Origin of the sequence: Rhizobium azibense, from assembly GCF_004342325.1 — a bacterium.
Classification (GTDB): domain Bacteria; phylum Pseudomonadota; class Alphaproteobacteria; order Rhizobiales; family Rhizobiaceae; genus Rhizobium; species Rhizobium etli_B.
Genome location: NZ_SMBJ01000002.1, coordinates 471,331 through 489,835 on the forward strand (window position 1 = coordinate 471,331; position 18,505 = coordinate 489,835).

The window sequence follows — 18,505 nt, forward strand, 5'->3', positions numbered from 1 at the left end:
TGCAGATGCCCAATTTTCGTAAACCACCGACCATGGCGGACGTCGCCCGCATGGCAGGCGTCTCGCCGATGACGGTGTCGCGCGCTTTCAAGCGCGACACCTCCGTCAGCCAGGAGACACGCGAGGCTGTCAGACGCGCAACCGAGGAACTGGGTTATGTCTTCGACAGCACGGCTTCCAATCTGCGATCACAGCGCACAGACTTCGTGGCCGTTACAATTCCCTCGATCAACAATGCCAATTTTGCCGATACGGTGCGAGCGCTGTCGGACGGCTTGTCGGATAAGGGCCTGCAAGTCCTGCTCGGCTACACGAACTACGATGTTCGCGAAGAAGAGCGCCTGATCGAACAGCTCTTGCGGCGCAAGCCCGAAGCAATCGTGGTCACGGGCGGCAAACATACATCGCGAGCGCGCAAACTCCTGTCGAATGCAGGCATCCCCGTCATTGAAACCTGGGATCTTCCAGAAGACCCGATAGGATACGTGGTCGGGTTCTCCAACGCATTGGCGGTGCGCGAGATGATCGATCATTTTGTCGATGTCGGCTATCGAAAGGTCGCCTTCATTGGTGGTGATGCTGATCGCGACACGCGCGGCAGCGATCGGCGAGCCGGCTTCTTAAGCGCGATGAAGGATCACGGGTTGGATGCGACGCGCCTGATTGCTGCCGGACCGCCGCCGATTTCAATGCGCGAGGGCGCGAATGCGATGGGCCGCTTGCTGGAGCATTTCCCGGATACCGAAGCGGTCATCTGCGTTTCCGATCTTTCTGCCTTCGGGGCGCTAACCGAATGTCAACGCCGCGGCATTGCTGTGCCGGACCAGATCGCCATCGGCGGCTTCGGCGACTACGAGATCGGCGCAATTTGCGTTCCCAGTCTGACAACGATCAACGCCTTTGCAGCCGAGATCGGAGCAAAAACGGCACGGCTCATTCTCGACGTCATGGACGGATCGCTGTCCGACAGCGTGATAACGATCCGGCCGGATCTGATTCTGCGCCAAACAAGCCGCTGAGGAAGTTAGCGGGCCGGAACAAGACTGCTTGTCCGCCCGCCCTCACGACTACTTGACGTCCGATTTCACAAACTGTCGCAATTCGGGCGTCTGTGGATTAGCAAACAGCTCCTTGGATGCTCCCTTTTCCCAGATTGTACCCTTGTGCATGAAGATCGTCTGCGTAGCCACCCGCCGTGCAAAACCCATCTCATGCGTGACGAGTATCATGGTCATTCCATCGCCGGCCAGTTTTTCCATGACCGTCAGCACTTCCTCGGTCAGTTCCGGATCGAGCGCAGAGGTGACTTCGTCGAAGAGCATCACCTTCGGACGCATTGCAAGGGAACGGGCAATCGCCACACGCTGCTGCTGGCCGCCAGACAGCTGATCCGGATAGGCATCGAATTTTTCCGAAAGGCCCACGAGCTGGAGGACCTCGCGGGCGATCTCCCGTGTCTGCGCCTTCGCGACGTCTTTGACAATGCGGGGCGCCAACATGATGTTCTCGCCCACCGTCAGATGGGGAAAGAGGTTGTAGCTTTGGAAGACGATGCCGACATCGGTGCGCAGGCTTCGCAATGCCTTTGCGTCTCCCCCAAGTGCATGGCCGGCGATCTCGATGCGACCGGAGTTGATGCTTTCCAAGCCGTTCATGCAGCGTAGCAGCGTGCTCTTACCAGAACCGGACCGGCCGATCAGTGCAAAGACCTCTCCGCGCCCGACGCGGAGCGATACGCCCTTGAGGACCTCGAGCGCACCAAAACTCTTGTGAACATTTTCAACGATTACTTCCGGCATGAAGCCTCCTTTCCAGCCAACGCGACAGCTGGGACAATGGGTAGCAGACCACGAAATAAAGAGCGGCCACTGCGATGAAGACGCGGAAGGGCTGGAATGTCGTGTTATTGACAAGCTGGCCTGCGCGGGCGAGTTCGACGAAGCCGATGATCGACGCGATCGACGTATTCTTGACCACCTGCACCGCAAAGCCGACGGTTGGCGGCAGCGAAATTCGCACTGCCTGCGGCAGGATGATGTAGCGGTATTGTTGAAACCGAGTCATGGCAAGCGATTCGGACGCTTCCCATTGCTGCTTCGGCACCGCCTGGATGCAGCCACGCCAGATTTCCGAGAGATACCCTGACGCGTAGATCGTCATCGATGCGCCGGCGGCAAAGAGCGGCGGCAGCTCAAGGCCGGCAAGGCTGAGGCCATAGTAGGACAAAAACAGGATCATGAGCACCGGAATGCCCTGGATAACCTGAATATAGGAACCTGCGGCAAAGCGCACGGCCTTGACGGGTGAGGTTCGGGCAAGCGCCAGGCCAAAGCCGAGCAGACCTCCGCCGACAAGCGCGATGACCGTCAGGAGAATGGTCCACTGCAGTGCTTGCAGCAAGAAGCCGAATTCATCGAAACCAAACGTTCTCAGTGTCATGCCGGCACCTCCGGCATGGCCGTCATCGTGCGCCGTGCAACCCGTCTGCCAAAGAGCCACATACCGATGAATGCCAGTGCTGCGCGCAGCGCCAGCGCCAGCGCCAGATAGACAAGTGTGACGACAATGTAGACTTCGAACGACCGGTAGGTCTGCGATTCGACGAAAGCGGCCGAGGCGGCAAGCTCATGGGTCGAAATCGCCGAGCAGATGCTGGAGGCCAGCATCATCAACACGAACTGGCTGCACAAGGCCGGATAGACCTTGGCGAGCGCCGGCACCAGAATGACGTGGCGATAGATCTGGAAACGCGAGAAGCCAAGCGCCTCGCCCGCTTCAATCTGGGACTTGTGCACGGCTTCGATGCCCGCACGGATGATTTCGGTTGAATAGGCGGCAAGATTGATGGTCATGCCGATCAGCGCCGCCGTGTCGGCACCCACGCGAATACCAAGCCCAGGCAGGCCGAAATAGACGATGAAGAGCTGGACCAGGAAGGGCGTGTTGCGGATCACCTCGACGTAAGCATCGACGAGATAGCGCACGGCACCGCCCTTTATGGAGCGCAAGGATGCAAGCGTGACACCAGCGACCGAACCGAGAACGATCGACAGGATCGACAGCTTGACCGTCAGCCAGATACCGCTCAGGATTTCGCCCTGATACTGGGCCAGTACGCCGAATTGGAATGTGTAGGACATAAGCGAGCTCCGTCGAAGTTTCGCAGCCTGCCGGTGCCTCACCGGCAGGCTCTCCTGCAAGCTCAATCAGAAGGACGGAAGGGTCGGCATCGGACGGCCCGTCCATTTCGTCGCGATCTTGTCGAGATCGCCGGAGATCTTCATCAGATAGATCGACGTATTCAGCCATTGACGCAGCTCGAAATCGTCGATCTTCGTCGCCATCGAGTTGCCTTGCTGGAAGAAGGTGAAACCGACCTGGAGGCCAGCGTCAGGGCGCTGCTTGATGATCGCTTCTCCCACGGTCGACGGCAGTGCGACCGCATCGGCCTGACCGGCGATCAGCGCCTGCGCACTAGTGGAGTCGTCTTCGAAAACCACGATCTCCATCCCGGGAACCGCTGCCTTGCGAAGTGCGGTCTCCTGTGACGAACCGCGATTGACCGCGACGCGCTTGCCCTGGAGATCGGCAAGGCTCGCGAACTTCTGGTCGGGCCCGGATATGATATCCATGTTAAAGGCGCTGTAAGGCTGCGTAAACATCACGGTCTTGGCACGCTCACCCGTCGGGGCCAGCGTCGCAACGAGGAAGTCGACCTTTCCGGTCTGGAGCGCCGGAATACGTGCCGGCGGCGTCAGTGGGACGAGTTCGACAGGCAGCGAGAGATATCCCGCAATCAAGTTGGCGACGTCAACGTCGTAGCCGGTCGGATTGCCTTTTTCATCCACCATCCCCATAGGCGGCGCACCGGTCAGAACCCCGATCCGGACCGTGCCGCGTGATATGATGTCATTGAGCGTGACCGCCCCGGCTTCGGCCGTCATCGCCAAGGACGAGATGGCGAGTGTGGCTGCCGTTACAACCGCGCGCATAGAGTTAAAAACATTCATTACATTCCTCCACCTAAATTGACCGAGCCTTTGCTCGTACATGCGATTTCTGAAGCAACAGAACCGCTCCATGCCTCGCCTCTTCTGGCCCCTCGCACTTTGCATTGCATCTGAGACATGCGAGGGTTATCGTTAACCTGATTTTATGTTATCGATAACAATTGTGCTGTCAAGCAGGTTTTTACTTTTCAACGCGCGGGGCTGAGGCAAGTGGCAAAGGATAGGACACAGATCGTCACGCTGCTTGATGTGGCTGCGAAGGCAGGCGTGAGCAGCATGACGGTCTCAAAGGTGATGCGAGGCGTCGGCAACATTTCGAGGGGGACGCAACAAAGAGTGAGATGTGCTGCAGATGAGCTTGGTTATCTGCCGAACAACATTGCTGGATCATTGAGCTCGCGCAAGAGCCGGATGGTGGCAGTGATCATCCCCTCGATCAGCGACATCGTCTTTTCCGAAGTGCTGAGCGGGGTAAACGCCATCCTCGGTCCCAACGGGCTTCATACGTTCATCGGAGAATCCCATTTCGATCCCGGCATCGAGGAAAACCTGGTCCGCGAGATGCTGTCTTTTCGTCCGGCAGGGCTTTTGCTAAACGGCGGCATGGCACGAAGCGCCGTTTGCCACAGATTGCTGGAAAGGCGCACCTGCCCGGCCATTCAATTATGGGATTGCGAAAGTGATGATCTCGATTTCAGCGCAGGCCCTTCGCACAAAGAGGCAGGGCAACTCGTTGCTGCACATTTCCTGGAGCGCGGCCTCAGGCGCGTTGCCTATGTCGGAGCCGAACTGGAGAAGGATCTCTGCGCCCGCTGGCGCTACGGCGCCTTGCGCTCGATGCTTGCGAGCGCCAACATCGAGCTGGTCAGCATGGTTTGCGAGAATCGGCCAAGACAGGCCGAGACAGGACGCGTCCTCACCCAGGAATTGATCCGTCACCATCCCGAGATCCAGGCTATTCACTTCCTGAACGATGCTATGGCCCTTGGTGGCCTGTCCTATCTGCACGAGGCGAGTATACCAGTTCCAGAGCAGATCTCCGTGGTGGGATTTAACGGCACGTCCATCGCCAACACCGTCCGAACCCGACTTACAACCGTTGACACACCTCGCGCCGAGATCGGAAAGATGGCGGCTCAATCGCTATTGAATATACTTGCCAACGTGCACGTGGACAGATCGTGGCGCGCTGAGATCCAGCTCATCCAGGGCAACACGACGACCAAACGATAATCGATCGGCTATTCATCCTTCCGTTGATCTTGCTTGCGACGCAATAGGCAAAAAAATGGCACCATTCGCGGTGCCCAGTTTCCGGGAGGGAGGCTGTTACATCTTGCCCCAGAGCTTTTTATACTCGTCTCGATAACCATTTTCCGGATCGAACGAATTCTTGGGGCCGCCGTCGAATTCGACATTGTCGGCGGTGACGACGTGGAGCGGCGAGAGATAGCCAGACCACTGTTGACCGGCAAAGGCGCGGTTCAGCTCGTCGACCAGCTGCCAGCCCTGCAGGTTGAGGGGCTCGGCGACCGTAACTTTCTGGAACTGGCCGGCGCGGATGCGCTGGTATGCCGATTCCGAGCCGTCACCGGCAGCGACATTGATTGGCGCGTCTGTACCGCCCTTGCCGGCAGCTGCCAGAGACGGGCCCATGAAGTCGAAATACAGATCGTTGATGGCAAGCGAATGGGTCCACTGGTCGCCGTGTTTCTGCAGCAACGATGTCGTCAGTTGCGGCATGCGCTGGGAAGTTTCGGCAATGGGCGTGTCGACATATTCAAGAACCTTGCCGCCCAGTCTTTCGATTTCCTCTTTCATCTTGTCGGCCTTTGCGATGGCGATCGCATAGGTCGAGTCGGTGAAGATCACGACGCCTGGCTTACCCTTCGCATCTGCATAGGCCCAGTCTGCGGCCGACTTTGAAACTTCCATCGCGTCGGTGCTGACGTTGGCGAAAAGGCCGGTCTTTTCGTCAGGACCGATGACCGGGCCGGCATGCCAGGCGACAAGGGGTACTCCCGCAGACTTTGCCTGCTCGAGAGCCGGCGCCTGCTCGACGGCGTCGAAGCCGTTGATGATGATCCCGGCGGGTTTCAGCGCCATGGCCTGGCCGAAGGCTGCGGTGCGGCCGCCGATCGAGCCCGCACCGTCGAGAACCTTGACCTGCCAACCGATGGCGGCTGCGGCCTCCTCGATGCCGGTGGTCACGCCCAAGATGCCGCCGTTCTTCAGATCGCCGGCGAGGACGACGATCGTCTTTCCCTCCTGCGCCTTGGGTCCTGTTTTCGGTCCGTCCCAGGTGGTGACTCGGGTCGCATATTTTTCCACCACCGCCTTGGCGTCGGACATGGCATCCGCCAGTGCCGGCCCTGCAAGCATCAGGGCCAGTGCGGCGACGGAACTCTGGATAAGCGTTCTGCGTTTCATGGTTCTTCCTCCCTTTGAAGATTGTGTGCCGACGGCGATCAGCTTTTCGGTGAATTTTGAGATGCCAGACTTGTGGCTCCCGTTTTTCCGACTGCACCCCGTTTCCTCTGCGCATAACCCGCGATGCCGATGGCCACGAGCAGGGTGAGGCCGTTGAAGAGTGGTTCGACGAAGAATGAACCACCGAATTGCTGAATGCCTGAAATACCGACGGCAAGAATAGTGACACCGGTCATCGTGCCCCAGACATTGACGCGTCCAGGCTTGATCGTCGTTGAGCCGAGAAAGGCACCGACGAGCGCCGGCAGAAGGTATTCGAGGCCAACACTGGCCTGGCCGATGCGCAGCTTCGAGGCGAGCAGGACGCCTGCAAGCGCAGCAAGGGTACCCGAAGAGACAAACGCGCCGATGACAAAGCGACGGACCGGGATGCCGTTCAGGGCTGCCGCCTTCGGATTGGCGCCGATCGCATAGACATAGCGGCCAATCGGCAGATATTCGAGAACAAGCCAGAGAGCTACGGCAAGAAGCAGCACATAAAAGCCGGTGATCGGCAGGCCGAATACCATGGTGCCGTTCAGTGAGTAAAAACCCTCCGGTAAGACGCCGACGATCTGGCGCCCGCCGGTGTGCCAGAGTGCCAGCGCGTAGAGGACCGTGCCGGTGCCGAGCGTCGCGATGAACGAGTCGATGCGCGCGACCTCCACCAGAAGGCCATTGAGAAAGCCTGTGATGGCGCCGAGCGCAAGCACGATGACGACTGCGACCGGCCAAGGTACACCGAACACGGTTTGCAGGCTGATCGCTAGAATGTGCCACAGCACGATGCCGTAGCCGACCGTAAGATCGATGCGGCCGGCAGCCATCGGTATCATGGCCGCCAGCGACAGGAGAGCGATGATCGCCTTGTCGGAGATGATCGAGCGAAGATTGAGAACCGTCGGAAAGGTCTGAGGCAGGAGAAGCGAAAACAGCACGATCAGCACAACGGTAAGGATGACCAGGCCGTAAACCGGCAGGAAGCGCAGGAGCTTTTGCGCATAGCTCAGCCCTGAAAGTTCGGCTCGGGTCGGCTCAAGGGCGGTGGATTCGATCGACTGCATTATCTTCTCCCGGAACTCAAGCGGCCTCTGAAGCCGACGCGGCAGCGATCACCGCCGCTGTGGTTAAATCCGCACCTTGCAGTTCACGTACGATCCGTCCGCGTGAAAACACCAAGGCACGATCGCAAATATGTGCGATTTCCTCGAAATCCGTCGACACCACGACGACCGCCAGACCCGCCTCGAGCGCACGGGCGATGAGCCGATAGATGTCGGCCTTGGCGCCGACATCGACGCCTGCGGTCGGATCCTCTGCGATCAGAAGCTTGCGGCCAGTTGCTAGCCAGCGGCCGACAACCACCTTCTGCTGGTTGCCTCCCGATAGTGCCTCGATCGGCAAGCTCTGGTCGTTCGGCCGCAACCCGACACTCTCGCCGATGGTGCTCGCCAGGTGCGCTTCTTTCAGCGGCGACAGGAAAGAAAGCAGCCTTCGTCCGGACGCTGCCGGATTGAGGAAAGTGTTTTCCCGGATTGACAGCGACATGGCAATGGATTCTTCCGTGCGGTCGCGCGCAATCAGGCCCATGCCGGACTTCATTGCCGCGACCGGGCTCGAAAGGTCCGGTGCCGCCCCACCAACATTGACAGCGCCGGAAAAAGCCTCGCAGCCAAAAAGGGCCCGACCGATCAGTTCCTGACCGGCCCCGCGCAAGCCAACCAACCCAAGCAGCTCTCCCTTGCGGATATCAAAGGAGACAGGTCCGGCACTGCGGCAGGCAAGATCGCGAATACTGACGATCGTCTCGCCCGCATGACTTGCCGATTTGGTGAAGAGCTGGTCCGCCTTTCGGCCGACGATCATTTCGATCAACTCGTCCGGCGTCGTCTGTGCCACCGGCTTCTGGCCAACCAGGCGCCCGTCGCGCAAGACTGCGACCCGGTCGGCAATGCGGAAAATCTCATCGAGCCGATGCGACACGTAGATCATTGCCACTCCGCGCGCTTTCAGCGGACGGATAGCATGGAAAAGGCGCTCGACCTCGTCGGCCGGAAGGCTGGCGGTCGGCTCGTCGAGAACAAGCACGTCCGCTTCCACGGCGAGCGCGCGGGCAATCGCCACAAGCGACTTTTCCGTGCGGGTGAGATCCTGGACACGCTTTGACGGATCAAAATCGCAGCCGACAAGATTCAGCGCCTCCCTGGCCCGCTCCTCCGTACGCCGCCAGTCGATCAGGCGCGAACGCATGGAAAAACCCTGCGCCAATCCGACATTTTCACCGACGGTCATCCATTCGATCAGGCCAAGGTCCTGGTGGATAAAGGCGAGAGGCTGACGTTCGTTGGGCCTTGGCGGCCGGTGGACATAGGGCTCGCCACGGAACTGGATATCGCCGCCATCAGGTTTGTAGATGCCGGCCAGGGTCTTGATGAGCGTCGATTTGCCGGCGCCATTTTCTCCAAGAAGCGCCAGGATTTCCCCGGGATACAAATCCAGCGATACTTGCGACAAGGCGCAGGTGCCGCCGAACTCCTTGGTGATGGAGCGAAACTCCAGCAGTTTTTCGCTCGACATCGGCGCTCCTCCCAAAGCTCTGTGAACTTGCAAGACACCGTATGTTATCGATAACAATTCTGTCAACAGGGAATTGCGTGGAGGCAGTACCTGCATGTGGCCTCAAGCTGGCTTTACTCATAGAACCACTTCCAGACGTAGATCGTTCGATCCGCCCTCTGCGTCTGGCATCGCTGCTCGCGCCTGCAGATGGAAAACACGATGCAGGATGACTGGGTTTGCTCGAATTGCCGGACGGAATGTGGAAGGTGGCTCGAAGGGAGCATCCCTCACAAAAAAGGCCCTGCGGGCTGGGGGCAGACGGGGCAGGGCCAGATGCCAGTACAGAACTGGCGGTACGCACGTCTCGTGGGCGTCGATGGTCTTCGAGAGCGTGCGCGAGATCGAGAATAACATATTTCTGGCACATCGAAGCCTGTCTCAAAGGCTTAAGCAAAGGAGTAGTAAGGCTCTCACGTCGCAAATGGGGCAAGTATTCTGACATTTGATTTGACACGCGCGAACGCGCCTGCCCGCAAAAAGCATTTGAGTACCCCAGGCAATGCTCAGGCTTCCGCCTCGGCTTGTCACACGACATCATTGGCCCGAACCGCCCGCCTCCGGGTCATCCGCGACAGATGGGACCTGATACCTTTTCTCGGGGCGATTGAGCGACATGTACTGCCCAGTCCAACCGAAGCGATGTTTTGATATGATAGAGACTTTCGAGCAGTTTTTGCGCCTGACGCACGCCACTTCCGCCCTGATTGCCGTCTATGACGCTGATGATCGCCTGCGATATGCCAATGATGCCTTCCGCTCAGTTTACTTCATCGATGCCGACGAGACGCCGCTGTGGCCCGATCTGATGCGTCGCAATTTCGAACTCGGACGTGGCACGGTCATCCGCGTCGCCGATTTCGATGAATGGCTGCGATCGACACAATCGCGTCGCGGAAAAATTGGATTTCGCGCCTTCGAGACGGATTTGGTCGACGGCCGGTGGCTGTGGATGACTGAGGCGGTTCAAAAGAATGGCTGGATGCTGTGCATCGCCAGCGACATTACGAGCTTACGGGCAGACGAGCGAAGCGTCCGGCAGGATCGCGATCTTGCCATTAAGGCATCGCAAACCGACGAACTGACAGGCGTTGCCAATCGACGCTTCGTCATGGCGCGGATTGAGGATATGCTAGAATGCGCGCAAGATGGCGATGCCGGGTGCCTGGCCGTCTTCGACATCGATAATTTCAAGTATATCAACGACCGCCTGGGCCATCATATCGGCGACGTTGTTCTGCGGGACTTCGCCCACCGCATTCACCAGATCGTCCGACGCACCGATTGTTTCGGACGCGTTGGCGGGGAAGAGTTCCTCCTGGTGATGCCGCGTACCATCCTTGCGGACGCCATCGTTATCATCGAACGCATGCTCTCGATTATCCGAACTTGCCGGCCACTCATAGAACTTCCCGATTTCAGCTATACCTTCTCGGCAGGCATTGCTGCTTCTCAGGCAATGGATACCGTTTCGGATCTCTATCGCAGAGCCGACGAGGCTCTTTACGCCGCAAAACTCAATGGCCGCGACAGGGCGTGCGCGGCCTGAACAATCAGATATCAGGGCCAGTATCGGCAGGCCGCCCCGTAGTCAGGTAAGGGCAGGCTTTATCATCTCATGGATGATTGAAGAGGCGGCCTTTGAAGGTTGGAGGAGTGACGGGTGGCGGGTCGGCCACCTCCGGCGGGTGGGGCCGCGCGTCTTTTTCCCGCCCCATTGCAGAGACCTTCGGCCGGAAAAGCTTCGACGGCTGGTCTGGAAGACATGACGCTGCCGCTTCCAAGATCCAGGCGAACGGAGGCCGTGCGATCGCCGTACAGGCAGATGTTGGTGCTCCGGGCGCTGCCGCCGAGCTGTTTGATGCTGCCGAGAACCCGGCAAGTCGGATGAACTGGTCCACTCCATCGCCAAGACGATATCCCTGAGCCGTCTTGGCCAACCGGAGAATGTCGCTTCGGTCGTTGCCTTCCTGGTGAGTTCGGAAGATGCCTGGGTGAACGGCCAGGTGCTCCGCGTCAATGGCGGCATGATCTGAAGCAAAACCCGAGCCGAGAAGGAAAGCATGCCATTCGTGAACATCAAGACGCCGGAAGGCGCGCTGAACCGCGCCCAGAAACAGGAGGTCGTGCACTGTTTTACGAATATGATCGCGAGTATTTTTCAGAGGCCGCAAGGCCGCACACAATGGTGCTGATCGAGGAGGTGAAGGACGGCGGTTATGGCGGCGCCGACAAGATATTTATCCTGCCGGACGTCTATTGCTGCAAAGAAAACAGCTACTGACTCATTGCCGTTGGACATGCCGTCCGCCTGCAATGTCGATTGCACCGCCGCCTGCCCAGCGCTTGCGTAAGCGTTCGCCGGACGTCGACTTCTTTTATGCTCGCTCCGTGGGGTCGCATTGTGGCAGCAGGCCTGCCCCCGACTCTCCATCAAGATTGCAAAGCTCTTTGAAATAACCGCGCCAGTCTCTCGGCAAAGGCACGGGGATCGACAGGTCTGTCGCCATCAAGGATCCGTGCCTGGTCAAGCAAGAGCAATGCTGCATCCTCTCTTAGCGAGGAGCCGTCGTCTTTGGCAGCAATTCCCTTCACCAGAGGATGCTCGAGATTGATCTCCAGGATGGGCTTAGCGAGCGACTGGAGTCGCCCGGCACCCTGCAGTATCTTTTCCATCTGGCGGTCATAGCCTTGCTCAGATGCGACGAGGCAAACCGCGCTTTCCGTCAGTCGATCGGAGGCACGAACATCCGACACTTGGTGTGCAAGCGTCTCGCGGGCAAAGGCAATGAAGCTCTGGAGATCAGCCGGAGTTTCGCTGCTCATGGCTTGCTCTTCATTGGGTTTGGCGAACTGCGCCAGGTCGGCTGCCCCTTGCGTGATCGATTTGAAGGTCTTTCCCTTGAACTCGGGGGCATTCATCACCCAGAAGCTGTCGATGGGATCGGTCAACAGCAGGACCTCGATGCCGCGAGCGCGAAATCCTTCCAGCTGCGGCGAAGCCTTCAACTGATCCAGACTGGTGCCGGTCAAATAGTAAATTGCGCTCTGATCCTCTCTGGCATCCTTCAGATATTCTTCCAAAGAGCGATACCCATCACTCGAGGCCGTGGTTCTAAAGCGCGACAGGGCCATCAGCTGCGAGCGCCGTTCGAAATCCTCGTAAATGCCTTCTTTAACGATTGGACCAAAATTCTCCCAAAACTTGATGAAGGCGTCCGCATCGGTCTCGGCCAGTTTTTCGATTGCTGCCACCACCCTGCTGGTGATGCCCTTTCTGATCGCCGCCAGAACCGGGCTCGCCTGGATCATCTCGCGCGATACGTTGAGGGGAAGATCTGCGGTATCGAGCAGGCCCCTCACAAAGCGAAGATAACGCGGCACGAGTTCGGTGTCGTCGGTGATGAAAACACGCTTTACATAAAGCTTCATTCGGCCCTTGCGGTCGGGATCGAACATGTCGAAGGGCTGCGATCCCGGAACAAAGGCTAGTGCAGTATATTCATGCCGCCCTTCGGCCCGGAAATGAACAGTCACGGCAGGCTCGTCATATTGTCCGGAAATACCGCGGTAGAAATCCGTATATTCTTCGGGCGAAATGTCACTTTTCGAGCGAGTCCAAAGCGCCGTACCGTCGGTGAGCTGGATCGGTTCGGCGTTCGGCTTTTCAACGATCGTGATCGGCACGGGAACGTGGCCGGATTGTTCCTTGACGATCCGCTCGACCGACCAGCGGGTTGTGTAAGTCTTGGCGTCCTCCATCAAATGCAATGTGATGCGCGTGCCGCGCTGCGGAGCCGCAGCCAGGTCCACGGCACTGACGCTATAGCTGCCCTTACCATCGGACGACCACAACCAGGCCTCATCGGTGCCCGCTCGCCGGCAAACCACGTCAACGCGGTCGGCTACCATGAAGCAGGAATAGAAGCCGACGCCGAACTGGCCGATCAGTTGGGCGCTCTCGCCGGCCTTGCTGGCCTCAATGCGCTCCATGAAGGCACGGGTTCCCGAGCGGGCAATGGTACCAAGCGCCTCAATCAAGTCGTCATGGCTCATACCGATACCATTGTCCTCGACGACCAATTGGCGCTTTTCCTCGTCGAGCGACAGCGTGATTCGGCTGTCTGGATCGTTTGCAAGGAGCGTGGGTGTGGCAATCGCCTCGAACCGTAGCTTCTCGCAAGCATCGGCGGCGTTCGAGATCAGTTCACGCAGAAAGACATCCTTGTCCGAATAGACCGAATGCACCATCATATGCAGGAGGCGCGCCACATCGGCTTCGAAGATGTGGTTCTCGGCAGGCTTGTGCGTGGCGGTCGTCGTCATACGTCATCATCTCCGTCATGATGAAAAAAGAACGATCGATCAGGTGGCAAAGACTGCGATCAAATTCAAGATGTTTCTTTGACGCCGAATGAAGCGCAATGCTCGTCCGCTTTCGCCGCCGGTTTTTGGAATTCTCGGTGTCACCCGCTCCAGCTTGACGTAATCCGCCAGCGCCTTGCCGACCTCGAGCAGATGCGGCAGCCTGTCATGCCTGTCGCCCTTTCCACGAATGAGGGTTTCTCCCGAGCGCCAGTTGATGTCGTCGATCTGAATTGCGACCACCTCTGGCGGACGCAGAGCGAGGCGCGCCATCAACAGCGCCATTGTGGAGTTGTGCAAAAAACTGGATGGTGTCGTGTTGCGCACTGCATCCAGTGTCATGCCAACCGGCTCGAGAAAGAAGATGACGTGGGAGCCGCCTGCCGAACCGCTGCGCTAGGCGGGGCACGGCCTTCGCCAGATTTGTGGTCGTCTTTCCAGCCTTGAACAGGTAGCGGAAGAAGTTTCGCAGGTGCAACGGCACGGTCTTGCCGCGCGGTCCCTTTTGATGGCACGCGCGATGACCCAAGCACGCATGACCTTGGCGACATCAATTTATGCAGCTCAGGTAGATATTGACCGTGCTTCCCGCGATCGAGTTCAGCCATCTCATCGATAATGGCGACGAGATGATCCTGGAACATCGAGAAGGCACAGGCATAAAACAGCGGTAACGGGCGATGGTCGTCCTGATTCCTTGTGTTTCAAACAAGCAAAGACGGCGATCAATCTCAGCGTTGCGCAAGGGATGCTGTGAACGCGATGATCAAAGCAAAATTGCCGTTTCTTCTTTTGCGGTGCGGATTATCATCATTGTGAAGAAGCGAGCAACGTTAGTCTCATCGCGGAATAACCTGTCGCACAGGGAGTCGAATTCTTCCATATCGCGCAGGCGCAGCATTAGAACGACATCGGTTTCGCCAGTGACGGCATAGGCCTGCGAAACGGCTTCCTCAGTACTTGCGGTGGCCAGAAAGCGACGCATATGCGCCTCGCCGTGCAACTTCAGCTCCACGGTAACCAGCGCCTTGATACCACGCCCAGCCTTGGCGGGATTGAGGATCGCGACAATTCGGTCAATCACCCCTGATTTTCGAAGCCGCTGCACACGGCGCAGACAACTGGAGGGAGACAGGCCCACCTCGTCGGCCATATCGACATTCGTGCGCGCTGCGTCGCGCTGCATTAGATTCAAAAGTTTTCGGTCAATACGATCCATTTCCGCAGCATATCCATCAGTCGCCGGTCTGCAATAAAATTGCACGGTTTTGCAATCTTTGATCACAAATTCGAACCGGCTCAGGCTAGCAGATTGAGGCACCAAAATGGGAGAGCTCAAATGCCGCTATTGTTGCAAATCCGGCGCAACACGCAGGAAACACTCAGAATTTACTGGATGCTTGTCCGCATCACGATTCCGATCGCGATCGTGACGGAGCTGCTATCACGGGTGGGGGCGATCAAGGCGGTCGCCCCCACTTTTGCGCCCGTCATGAATTTGGTCGGGTTACCTGCGGAGCTGGGGCTAGCCTGGCTGACGGGCATGCTCGTCGGGATATGGGGTGCTGTTCCACTCATTTTTACGCTCGTTCCCGCGTCATCGCTGAGCGTGGCGGACATCACAGTCTTCTCGGCGCTCATCCTATTCGCACACGGTCTGCCTATCGAGCAGAAGATCATCCAGAAGGCAGGACCGGGCATGATCGCCACGACGCTGCTGCGCATCTTGGGCGGTTTGCTTTATGCCTTCCTGCTCCATCATGTCCTGACGGCTACGAACTGGTTGTCGGCTCCAGCAAAACCGGCCTGGATTCCAATGGGCGTCACACCGGATTGGGCCGAATACTTTCTTGGTCTTGCCGAGACCATGATGTGGATGCTTGTCATCCTTGTGGTCCTATCCTGGAGTCTTCAAATCCTCAAGGCGAGCGGACTGCTGGATCTGATGATGAAGGCGCTTTCGCCCGTGCTGCGTCTTGCCGGCATCCGGGACGAGGCTGAACACCTTACCGCTGTCGGGCTGTTTTTAGGCATTTCCTACGGTGCCGGTCTTCTGATCCGAGAGGCCCAATCGGGGGCGGTATCACCGCGTCAGATTTTTCTGTCGTGCGTGTTCATGGGTTTCGCACACAGCGTGATCGAAGACACACTCATCGTGATTGCGCTTGGCGCTGATGTGCATGGTGTCCTTACCGGGCGGATCGCTTTTGCCATAACAGCAACAGCAATGATTGCCACTTTGCTTCACCGGTTGTCTGACAAGACATTCTTTTCGCAGATGTTTCGGCAACAAAGCCCACAGGTGGAAGCCGGATGAACTTTGGACGAAAGGCCACGTCGGTCGTAACCGGGCTTCTCGTGCCCAGCATCTTTTCTGCTGGTCTATCCTCCGCGGCAATTGCCCCTGAAGTGCCATTACGGCAGTGGGATCGAGAATTCGACATATGCAATTGTCGTTACCTTCAGCTCCATCGCAACGGCGCTCGCCTCCTTGCTGCTTGGATGCCTCGGATCGGCGACAGGCGGAGGCTTGTCATTGGCCAAGCGGCCCCGGGTAGCCTCGCCTATGGACTTGTTTATCTGTTCCCCTACAAACCGGTCTTTCATTCTGCTTGATTTTGTCGTTTGGCGGCGCGCTGTTCTCGCAGGCGTTTTCGTTCTCCCATGCCGCCGGCTGCCATTTGCCCAGCGAGCACTTTTCGGTCTTCGATGTCATTGGAGCCGCTGCTCTGGCGCACCAGTGCCGCGCACTGATCTCGATTGTTGTTGTCATGGCGGAGCGCCAACCGGCATCTTCCGGATTGATAATCTCAAAGCGGAATTTGGGATGCTTCTCCCTCTCCAGCCGGTCATGGGACCAAGCCGGTTTGAGCCTGCGATAGCTTTGTCAATATAGCTTTCCTTTGACTAGGAAAGAGCGCATGATGCAATGCTCGTCAAGATCAGGCGTGATGCCTGGTAGCGAGGCTATCGAGACGGCAGATGAGTTCTGCTCGGATGGCACAACCATTCTCGTTCTATCAGTCGCAGCAACAGTCGAGTGCCCCAGTCGTCATTGAATATGGCGCCTCCGGAGGCATCCTAGGCAGCAGCCGAAGAATTGTCAGAACCGTACAGAGTGCGCTCAAGTCCTAGCATCGTTGTGTGCTTGGGCTCATAAATCAGCAAATAGCTGATCCTCGTGATGCTTGGTGTGGGACCGGGCTCTAGCCAAAGGAGAACCGTCCATGCCAGCCTTCTCACAGGCGACCGTTTCAAACAGATTGCTTAAGGCGTTGGCGCCGGAAGCCTTCGAATGGCTCCGCCCCGAAATGACCGCAATCGATCTTGGCCTCAAGTACGTTGTTGTCGAAGCCAACGAGCCCACCTTACAGGTTTGCTTCATAGAGAGCGGTCTTGCGTCAATGGTTGCCGTCAGCTCCGACGATGAGGCGGTGGAGGTGGGGCACGTGGGACGCGAGGGTCTTGGTGGCCACCATGTGCTGTTAATGACCGAAACCACCCCCAACAGAACATTCATGCAAGTCGCTGGAACCGGAATAGCCGTGCCGATCGAGCACTTCCTGAGTATTGTCGACGATCATAAGCCGACAAGGGATTTGCTACTGCGCTACGTGCATTCGGCGAGCTTGCAGCTTGCCCATTCAGCTCTGGCAAATGCGCGCTACAGCATGCAGGAGCGCCTCGCGCGATGGCTGCTTATGTGCCATGACCGTCTCGAGGGCGACAATCTCGCGCTCACCCATGAATTCCTGGGAATGATGCTTGGGGTTCGACGTGCTGGCGTGACAAACGAGTTGCATATCCTCGAAGGTGTTCATGCCATCAAATCGACGCGGGGGAACGTGAAAATCTTGGACAGGCAAAAGCTCCAGGACATTGCCGGTGGCTGCTACGGCCTGCCCGAAGCGGAGTACGAGCGACTGATAGGCATTCCGATGAGCCACATGCATCGGGGTTCTTCGCATCGCATCTTCAAACTGAAAAACATAAACAACGGCCCGGCGTCATCGTAGATTTCAATATTCCGGTCGCAAAAGTTTCGGCCGTGCCGCAGCGCGCGTCATTGGGGCCTCGTGGGTGGCATCCTTCAACGTGGGCGATCGGTGGCGTCAGGATGTGATGACATTGATCCTGCAGATCACATTGAAACAGACTGTCAGCACTGCAGCTCCTTAAATCGCGTTTGATCGTTTTCGGTGGCGTCCAAGGTTCGTGACGGCGCGCTCGGTCCTTTGTGCTTAAGACATTAAGTCCGGTTCGCGCTAGAGCCGTTGTGCCGAGTTTATGGGCGGTAGCTCTGGATCAGTCGAACTGCCCCTCCGGCTGGCTTTCAACGCTGTTGACCAAGGACCGTGGAAGCCGGTGGGAAGTGTGGGCTCGGCTGCTCGCTGCGGCCTGACCCCTCACGTCGGCCCAGCCGGCGCCATGGCTTGAGCGCTTGATGGTTTGTCCGAAACCGCACAATCACTTTTTGCCGTTCGCCATTTGTGCCATAGTTTTTCCTGACCCCGACGAGGCTGTTTTGGGCCGACTTTTGCTTTATGGGAGGGCGTCATGGTTCTCTTTGAACTCCTCTCATTCACGGACGAAGAGGTCGATCTCATCACCTGCGCCCTGCGCCGATGGTCGCAAAAGAACCACGTTGAAATCCACAGCGAGCGTGGCCAGAACGCAGTCAAGCGTGCCATCGAGCTTGTTGCTTGCGGGATCAAGTCATCGGAAAAACTGGTCGAGAGGCTCAACCGTGATTGCGGCCCTCCACCCGATGGCAATCCTTCGTCTCTGGCTGGCGGGAAAACCCAATCGGCTGACTCCTGTTCCGGTTCGAAACGTTCGTCAACCCGCGCCTGATATGCCAATCTTGCCGATGATTGCGACGAAGCACCTGATATGCCGGCAAAGATCTAGCGGCCGCTAATGGCTTTCCTTAGAGCGACCGCCGCCTGCAAGGTCCTTGCTTAGAGGATGTGCCTGGCGTTGGAACCTCCAGTTGGGAAAAACACAGGCGCTCGATCGCAGCACAGGCCAGTTCCCTGCCCGGC

Annotated in this window: 18 protein-coding genes and 1 pseudogene; 8 read left to right on the forward strand and 11 right to left on the reverse strand. The window is 57.9% G+C overall.

Annotation, left to right across the window (positions count from 1 at the left end):
- Positions 1-5 precede the first annotated feature (5 nt).
- On the forward strand, positions 6-1,019 hold the full coding sequence (locus tag EV130_RS06315) for a LacI family DNA-binding transcriptional regulator (RefSeq protein WP_074065711.1): 1,014 nt from the start codon (positions 6-8) through the stop codon (positions 1,017-1,019).
- Positions 1,020-1,067: 48 nt separating this feature from the next.
- Here EV130_RS06315 and EV130_RS06320 read toward each other — a convergent pair whose 3' ends face one another.
- The 4 genes from EV130_RS06320 to EV130_RS06335 form a co-directional block, all read right to left on the reverse strand.
- On the reverse strand, positions 1,068-1,799 hold the full coding sequence (locus tag EV130_RS06320) for an amino acid ABC transporter ATP-binding protein (RefSeq protein ID WP_074065032.1): 732 nt from the start codon (positions 1,797-1,799) through the stop codon (positions 1,068-1,070).
- Positions 1,780-2,439: an amino acid ABC transporter permease gene (locus EV130_RS06325; RefSeq protein WP_132551752.1), complete on the reverse strand. Its 660-nt coding sequence runs from the start codon at positions 2,437-2,439 to the stop codon at positions 1,780-1,782. The genes EV130_RS06320 and EV130_RS06325 overlap by 20 nt, the downstream gene beginning before the upstream one ends.
- On the reverse strand, positions 2,436-3,140 hold the full coding sequence (locus EV130_RS06330) for an amino acid ABC transporter permease (RefSeq protein ID WP_132659652.1): 705 nt from the start codon (positions 3,138-3,140) through the stop codon (positions 2,436-2,438). Before EV130_RS06330 ends, EV130_RS06325 begins: the two co-directional genes overlap by 4 nt.
- 66 nt (positions 3,141-3,206) lie before the next feature.
- Positions 3,207-4,010: a transporter substrate-binding domain-containing protein gene (locus EV130_RS06335; RefSeq protein WP_074065035.1), complete on the reverse strand. Its 804-nt coding sequence runs from the start codon at positions 4,008-4,010 to the stop codon at positions 3,207-3,209.
- Positions 4,011-4,220: 210 nt separating this feature from the next.
- Here EV130_RS06335 and EV130_RS06340 point away from each other — a divergent pair, with 210 nt between their 5' ends.
- Positions 4,221-5,243, forward strand: coding sequence for a LacI family DNA-binding transcriptional regulator (locus EV130_RS06340; protein ID WP_132659654.1), 1,023 nt, complete (start codon positions 4,221-4,223; stop codon positions 5,241-5,243).
- Positions 5,244-5,339: 96 nt separating this feature from the next.
- Here EV130_RS06340 and EV130_RS06345 read toward each other — a convergent pair whose 3' ends face one another.
- The 3 genes from EV130_RS06345 to EV130_RS06355 are packed head-to-tail and all read right to left on the reverse strand — an operon-like array spanning position 5,340 to position 9,056.
- Positions 5,340-6,440, reverse strand: coding sequence for an ABC transporter substrate-binding protein (locus tag EV130_RS06345; RefSeq protein WP_074065037.1), 1,101 nt, complete (start codon positions 6,438-6,440; stop codon positions 5,340-5,342).
- Between the two features lie 38 nt (positions 6,441-6,478).
- Positions 6,479-7,543 carry an ABC transporter permease gene (locus EV130_RS06350; protein WP_132659656.1) on the reverse strand — a complete coding sequence of 355 codons (1,065 nt, stop codon included), beginning with the start codon at positions 7,541-7,543 and terminating at the stop codon, positions 6,479-6,481.
- Positions 7,544-7,559: 16 nt separating this feature from the next.
- A complete protein-coding gene (locus tag EV130_RS06355; RefSeq protein ID WP_132659658.1) occupies positions 7,560-9,056 on the reverse strand; it encodes a sugar ABC transporter ATP-binding protein in 1,497 nt (498 codons plus the stop codon).
- A gap of 691 nt (positions 9,057-9,747) precedes the next feature.
- Between EV130_RS06355 and EV130_RS06360 the strand changes: the two genes are divergently transcribed.
- From EV130_RS06360 to EV130_RS06370, 3 genes and pseudogenes are all read left to right on the forward strand, one after another.
- Complete coding sequence (locus EV130_RS06360) at positions 9,748-10,644, forward strand: sensor domain-containing diguanylate cyclase (RefSeq protein WP_132659660.1); 897 nt, start codon at positions 9,748-9,750, stop codon at positions 10,642-10,644.
- Positions 10,645-10,987: 343 nt separating this feature from the next.
- Entirely contained in the window at positions 10,988-11,131 is a 144-nt protein-coding gene (locus EV130_RS06365; RefSeq protein WP_081377314.1) for an SDR family oxidoreductase, read from the forward strand.
- Between the two features lie 27 nt (positions 11,132-11,158).
- Positions 11,159-11,379 (forward strand): annotated as a pseudogene (locus EV130_RS06370) (tautomerase family protein).
- A gap of 149 nt (positions 11,380-11,528) precedes the next feature.
- On the opposite strand, the gene htpG reads toward EV130_RS06370, so the two are convergent.
- The 3 genes from htpG to EV130_RS06385 all read right to left on the reverse strand — a co-directional run bounded on the left by htpG (position 11,529) and on the right by EV130_RS06385 (position 14,679).
- Entirely contained in the window at positions 11,529-13,421 is a 1,893-nt protein-coding gene (gene htpG / locus EV130_RS06375; RefSeq protein ID WP_132659662.1) for a molecular chaperone HtpG, read from the reverse strand.
- Between the two features lie 39 nt (positions 13,422-13,460).
- Positions 13,461-13,802 carry a site-specific integrase gene (locus EV130_RS06380; RefSeq protein WP_132551757.1) on the reverse strand — a complete coding sequence of 114 codons (342 nt, stop codon included), beginning with the start codon at positions 13,800-13,802 and terminating at the stop codon, positions 13,461-13,463.
- A 424-nt stretch (positions 13,803-14,226) separates the two neighbouring features.
- Complete coding sequence (locus tag EV130_RS06385) at positions 14,227-14,679, reverse strand: Lrp/AsnC family transcriptional regulator (RefSeq protein ID WP_074065043.1); 453 nt, start codon at positions 14,677-14,679, stop codon at positions 14,227-14,229.
- Between the two features lie 120 nt (positions 14,680-14,799).
- Here EV130_RS06385 and EV130_RS06390 point away from each other — a divergent pair, with 120 nt between their 5' ends.
- Positions 14,800-15,777 carry a nucleoside recognition domain-containing protein gene (locus EV130_RS06390; protein WP_132659664.1) on the forward strand — a complete coding sequence of 326 codons (978 nt, stop codon included), beginning with the start codon at positions 14,800-14,802 and terminating at the stop codon, positions 15,775-15,777.
- A 286-nt stretch (positions 15,778-16,063) separates the two neighbouring features.
- On the opposite strand, the gene EV130_RS06395 is transcribed toward EV130_RS06390, so the two are convergent.
- The gene (locus tag EV130_RS06395; protein WP_132551759.1) at positions 16,064-16,246 is read right to left on the reverse strand and encodes a hypothetical protein; all 183 of its coding nucleotides are present in this window, start codon (positions 16,244-16,246) and stop codon (positions 16,064-16,066) included.
- A gap of 441 nt (positions 16,247-16,687) precedes the next feature.
- On the opposite strand from EV130_RS06395, the gene EV130_RS06400 reads away from it, so the two are divergent.
- Both EV130_RS06400 and EV130_RS32880 read left to right on the forward strand, forming a co-directional pair.
- Positions 16,688-17,476: a Crp/Fnr family transcriptional regulator gene (locus tag EV130_RS06400; RefSeq protein ID WP_132659666.1), complete on the forward strand. Its 789-nt coding sequence runs from the start codon at positions 16,688-16,690 to the stop codon at positions 17,474-17,476.
- Between the two features lie 541 nt (positions 17,477-18,017).
- Positions 18,018-18,314: a hypothetical protein gene (locus tag EV130_RS32880; RefSeq protein ID WP_074065048.1), complete on the forward strand. Its 297-nt coding sequence runs from the start codon at positions 18,018-18,020 to the stop codon at positions 18,312-18,314.
- Positions 18,315-18,505 lie beyond the last annotated feature (191 nt).

Excerpts from the sequence above, each read along its gene's own strand:
- EV130_RS06315 (WP_074065711.1), top strand. The coding sequence starts at position 6 with ATGCCCAATTTTCGTAAACCACCGACCATGGCGGACGTCGCCCGCATG.
- EV130_RS06320 (WP_074065032.1), bottom strand. The coding sequence starts at position 1,799 with ATGCCGGAAGTAATCGTTGAAAATGTTCACAAGAGTTTTGGTGCGCTC.
- EV130_RS06325 (WP_132551752.1), bottom strand. The coding sequence starts at position 2,439 with ATGACACTGAGAACGTTTGGTTTCGATGAATTCGGCTTCTTGCTGCAA.
- EV130_RS06330 (WP_132659652.1), bottom strand. The coding sequence starts at position 3,140 with ATGTCCTACACATTCCAATTCGGCGTACTGGCCCAGTATCAGGGCGAA.
- EV130_RS06335 (WP_074065035.1), bottom strand. The coding sequence starts at position 4,010 with ATGAATGTTTTTAACTCTATGCGCGCGGTTGTAACGGCAGCCACACTC.
- EV130_RS06345 (WP_074065037.1), bottom strand. The coding sequence starts at position 6,440 with ATGAAACGCAGAACGCTTATCCAGAGTTCCGTCGCCGCACTGGCCCTG.
- EV130_RS06350 (WP_132659656.1), bottom strand. The coding sequence starts at position 7,543 with ATGCAGTCGATCGAATCCACCGCCCTTGAGCCGACCCGAGCCGAACTT.
- EV130_RS06355 (WP_132659658.1), bottom strand. The coding sequence starts at position 9,056 with ATGTCGAGCGAAAAACTGCTGGAGTTTCGCTCCATCACCAAGGAGTTC.
- EV130_RS06360 (WP_132659660.1), top strand. The coding sequence starts at position 9,748 with ATGATAGAGACTTTCGAGCAGTTTTTGCGCCTGACGCACGCCACTTCC.
- htpG (WP_132659662.1), bottom strand. The coding sequence starts at position 13,421 with ATGACGACGACCGCCACGCACAAGCCTGCCGAGAACCACATCTTCGAA.
- EV130_RS06380 (WP_132551757.1), bottom strand. The coding sequence starts at position 13,802 with ATGACACTGGATGCAGTGCGCAACACGACACCATCCAGTTTTTTGCAC.
- EV130_RS06385 (WP_074065043.1), bottom strand. The coding sequence starts at position 14,679 with ATGGATCGTATTGACCGAAAACTTTTGAATCTAATGCAGCGCGACGCA.
- EV130_RS06390 (WP_132659664.1), top strand. The coding sequence starts at position 14,800 with ATGCCGCTATTGTTGCAAATCCGGCGCAACACGCAGGAAACACTCAGA.
- EV130_RS06400 (WP_132659666.1), top strand. The coding sequence starts at position 16,688 with ATGCCAGCCTTCTCACAGGCGACCGTTTCAAACAGATTGCTTAAGGCG.
- EV130_RS32880 (WP_074065048.1), top strand. The coding sequence starts at position 18,018 with ATGGTTCTCTTTGAACTCCTCTCATTCACGGACGAAGAGGTCGATCTC.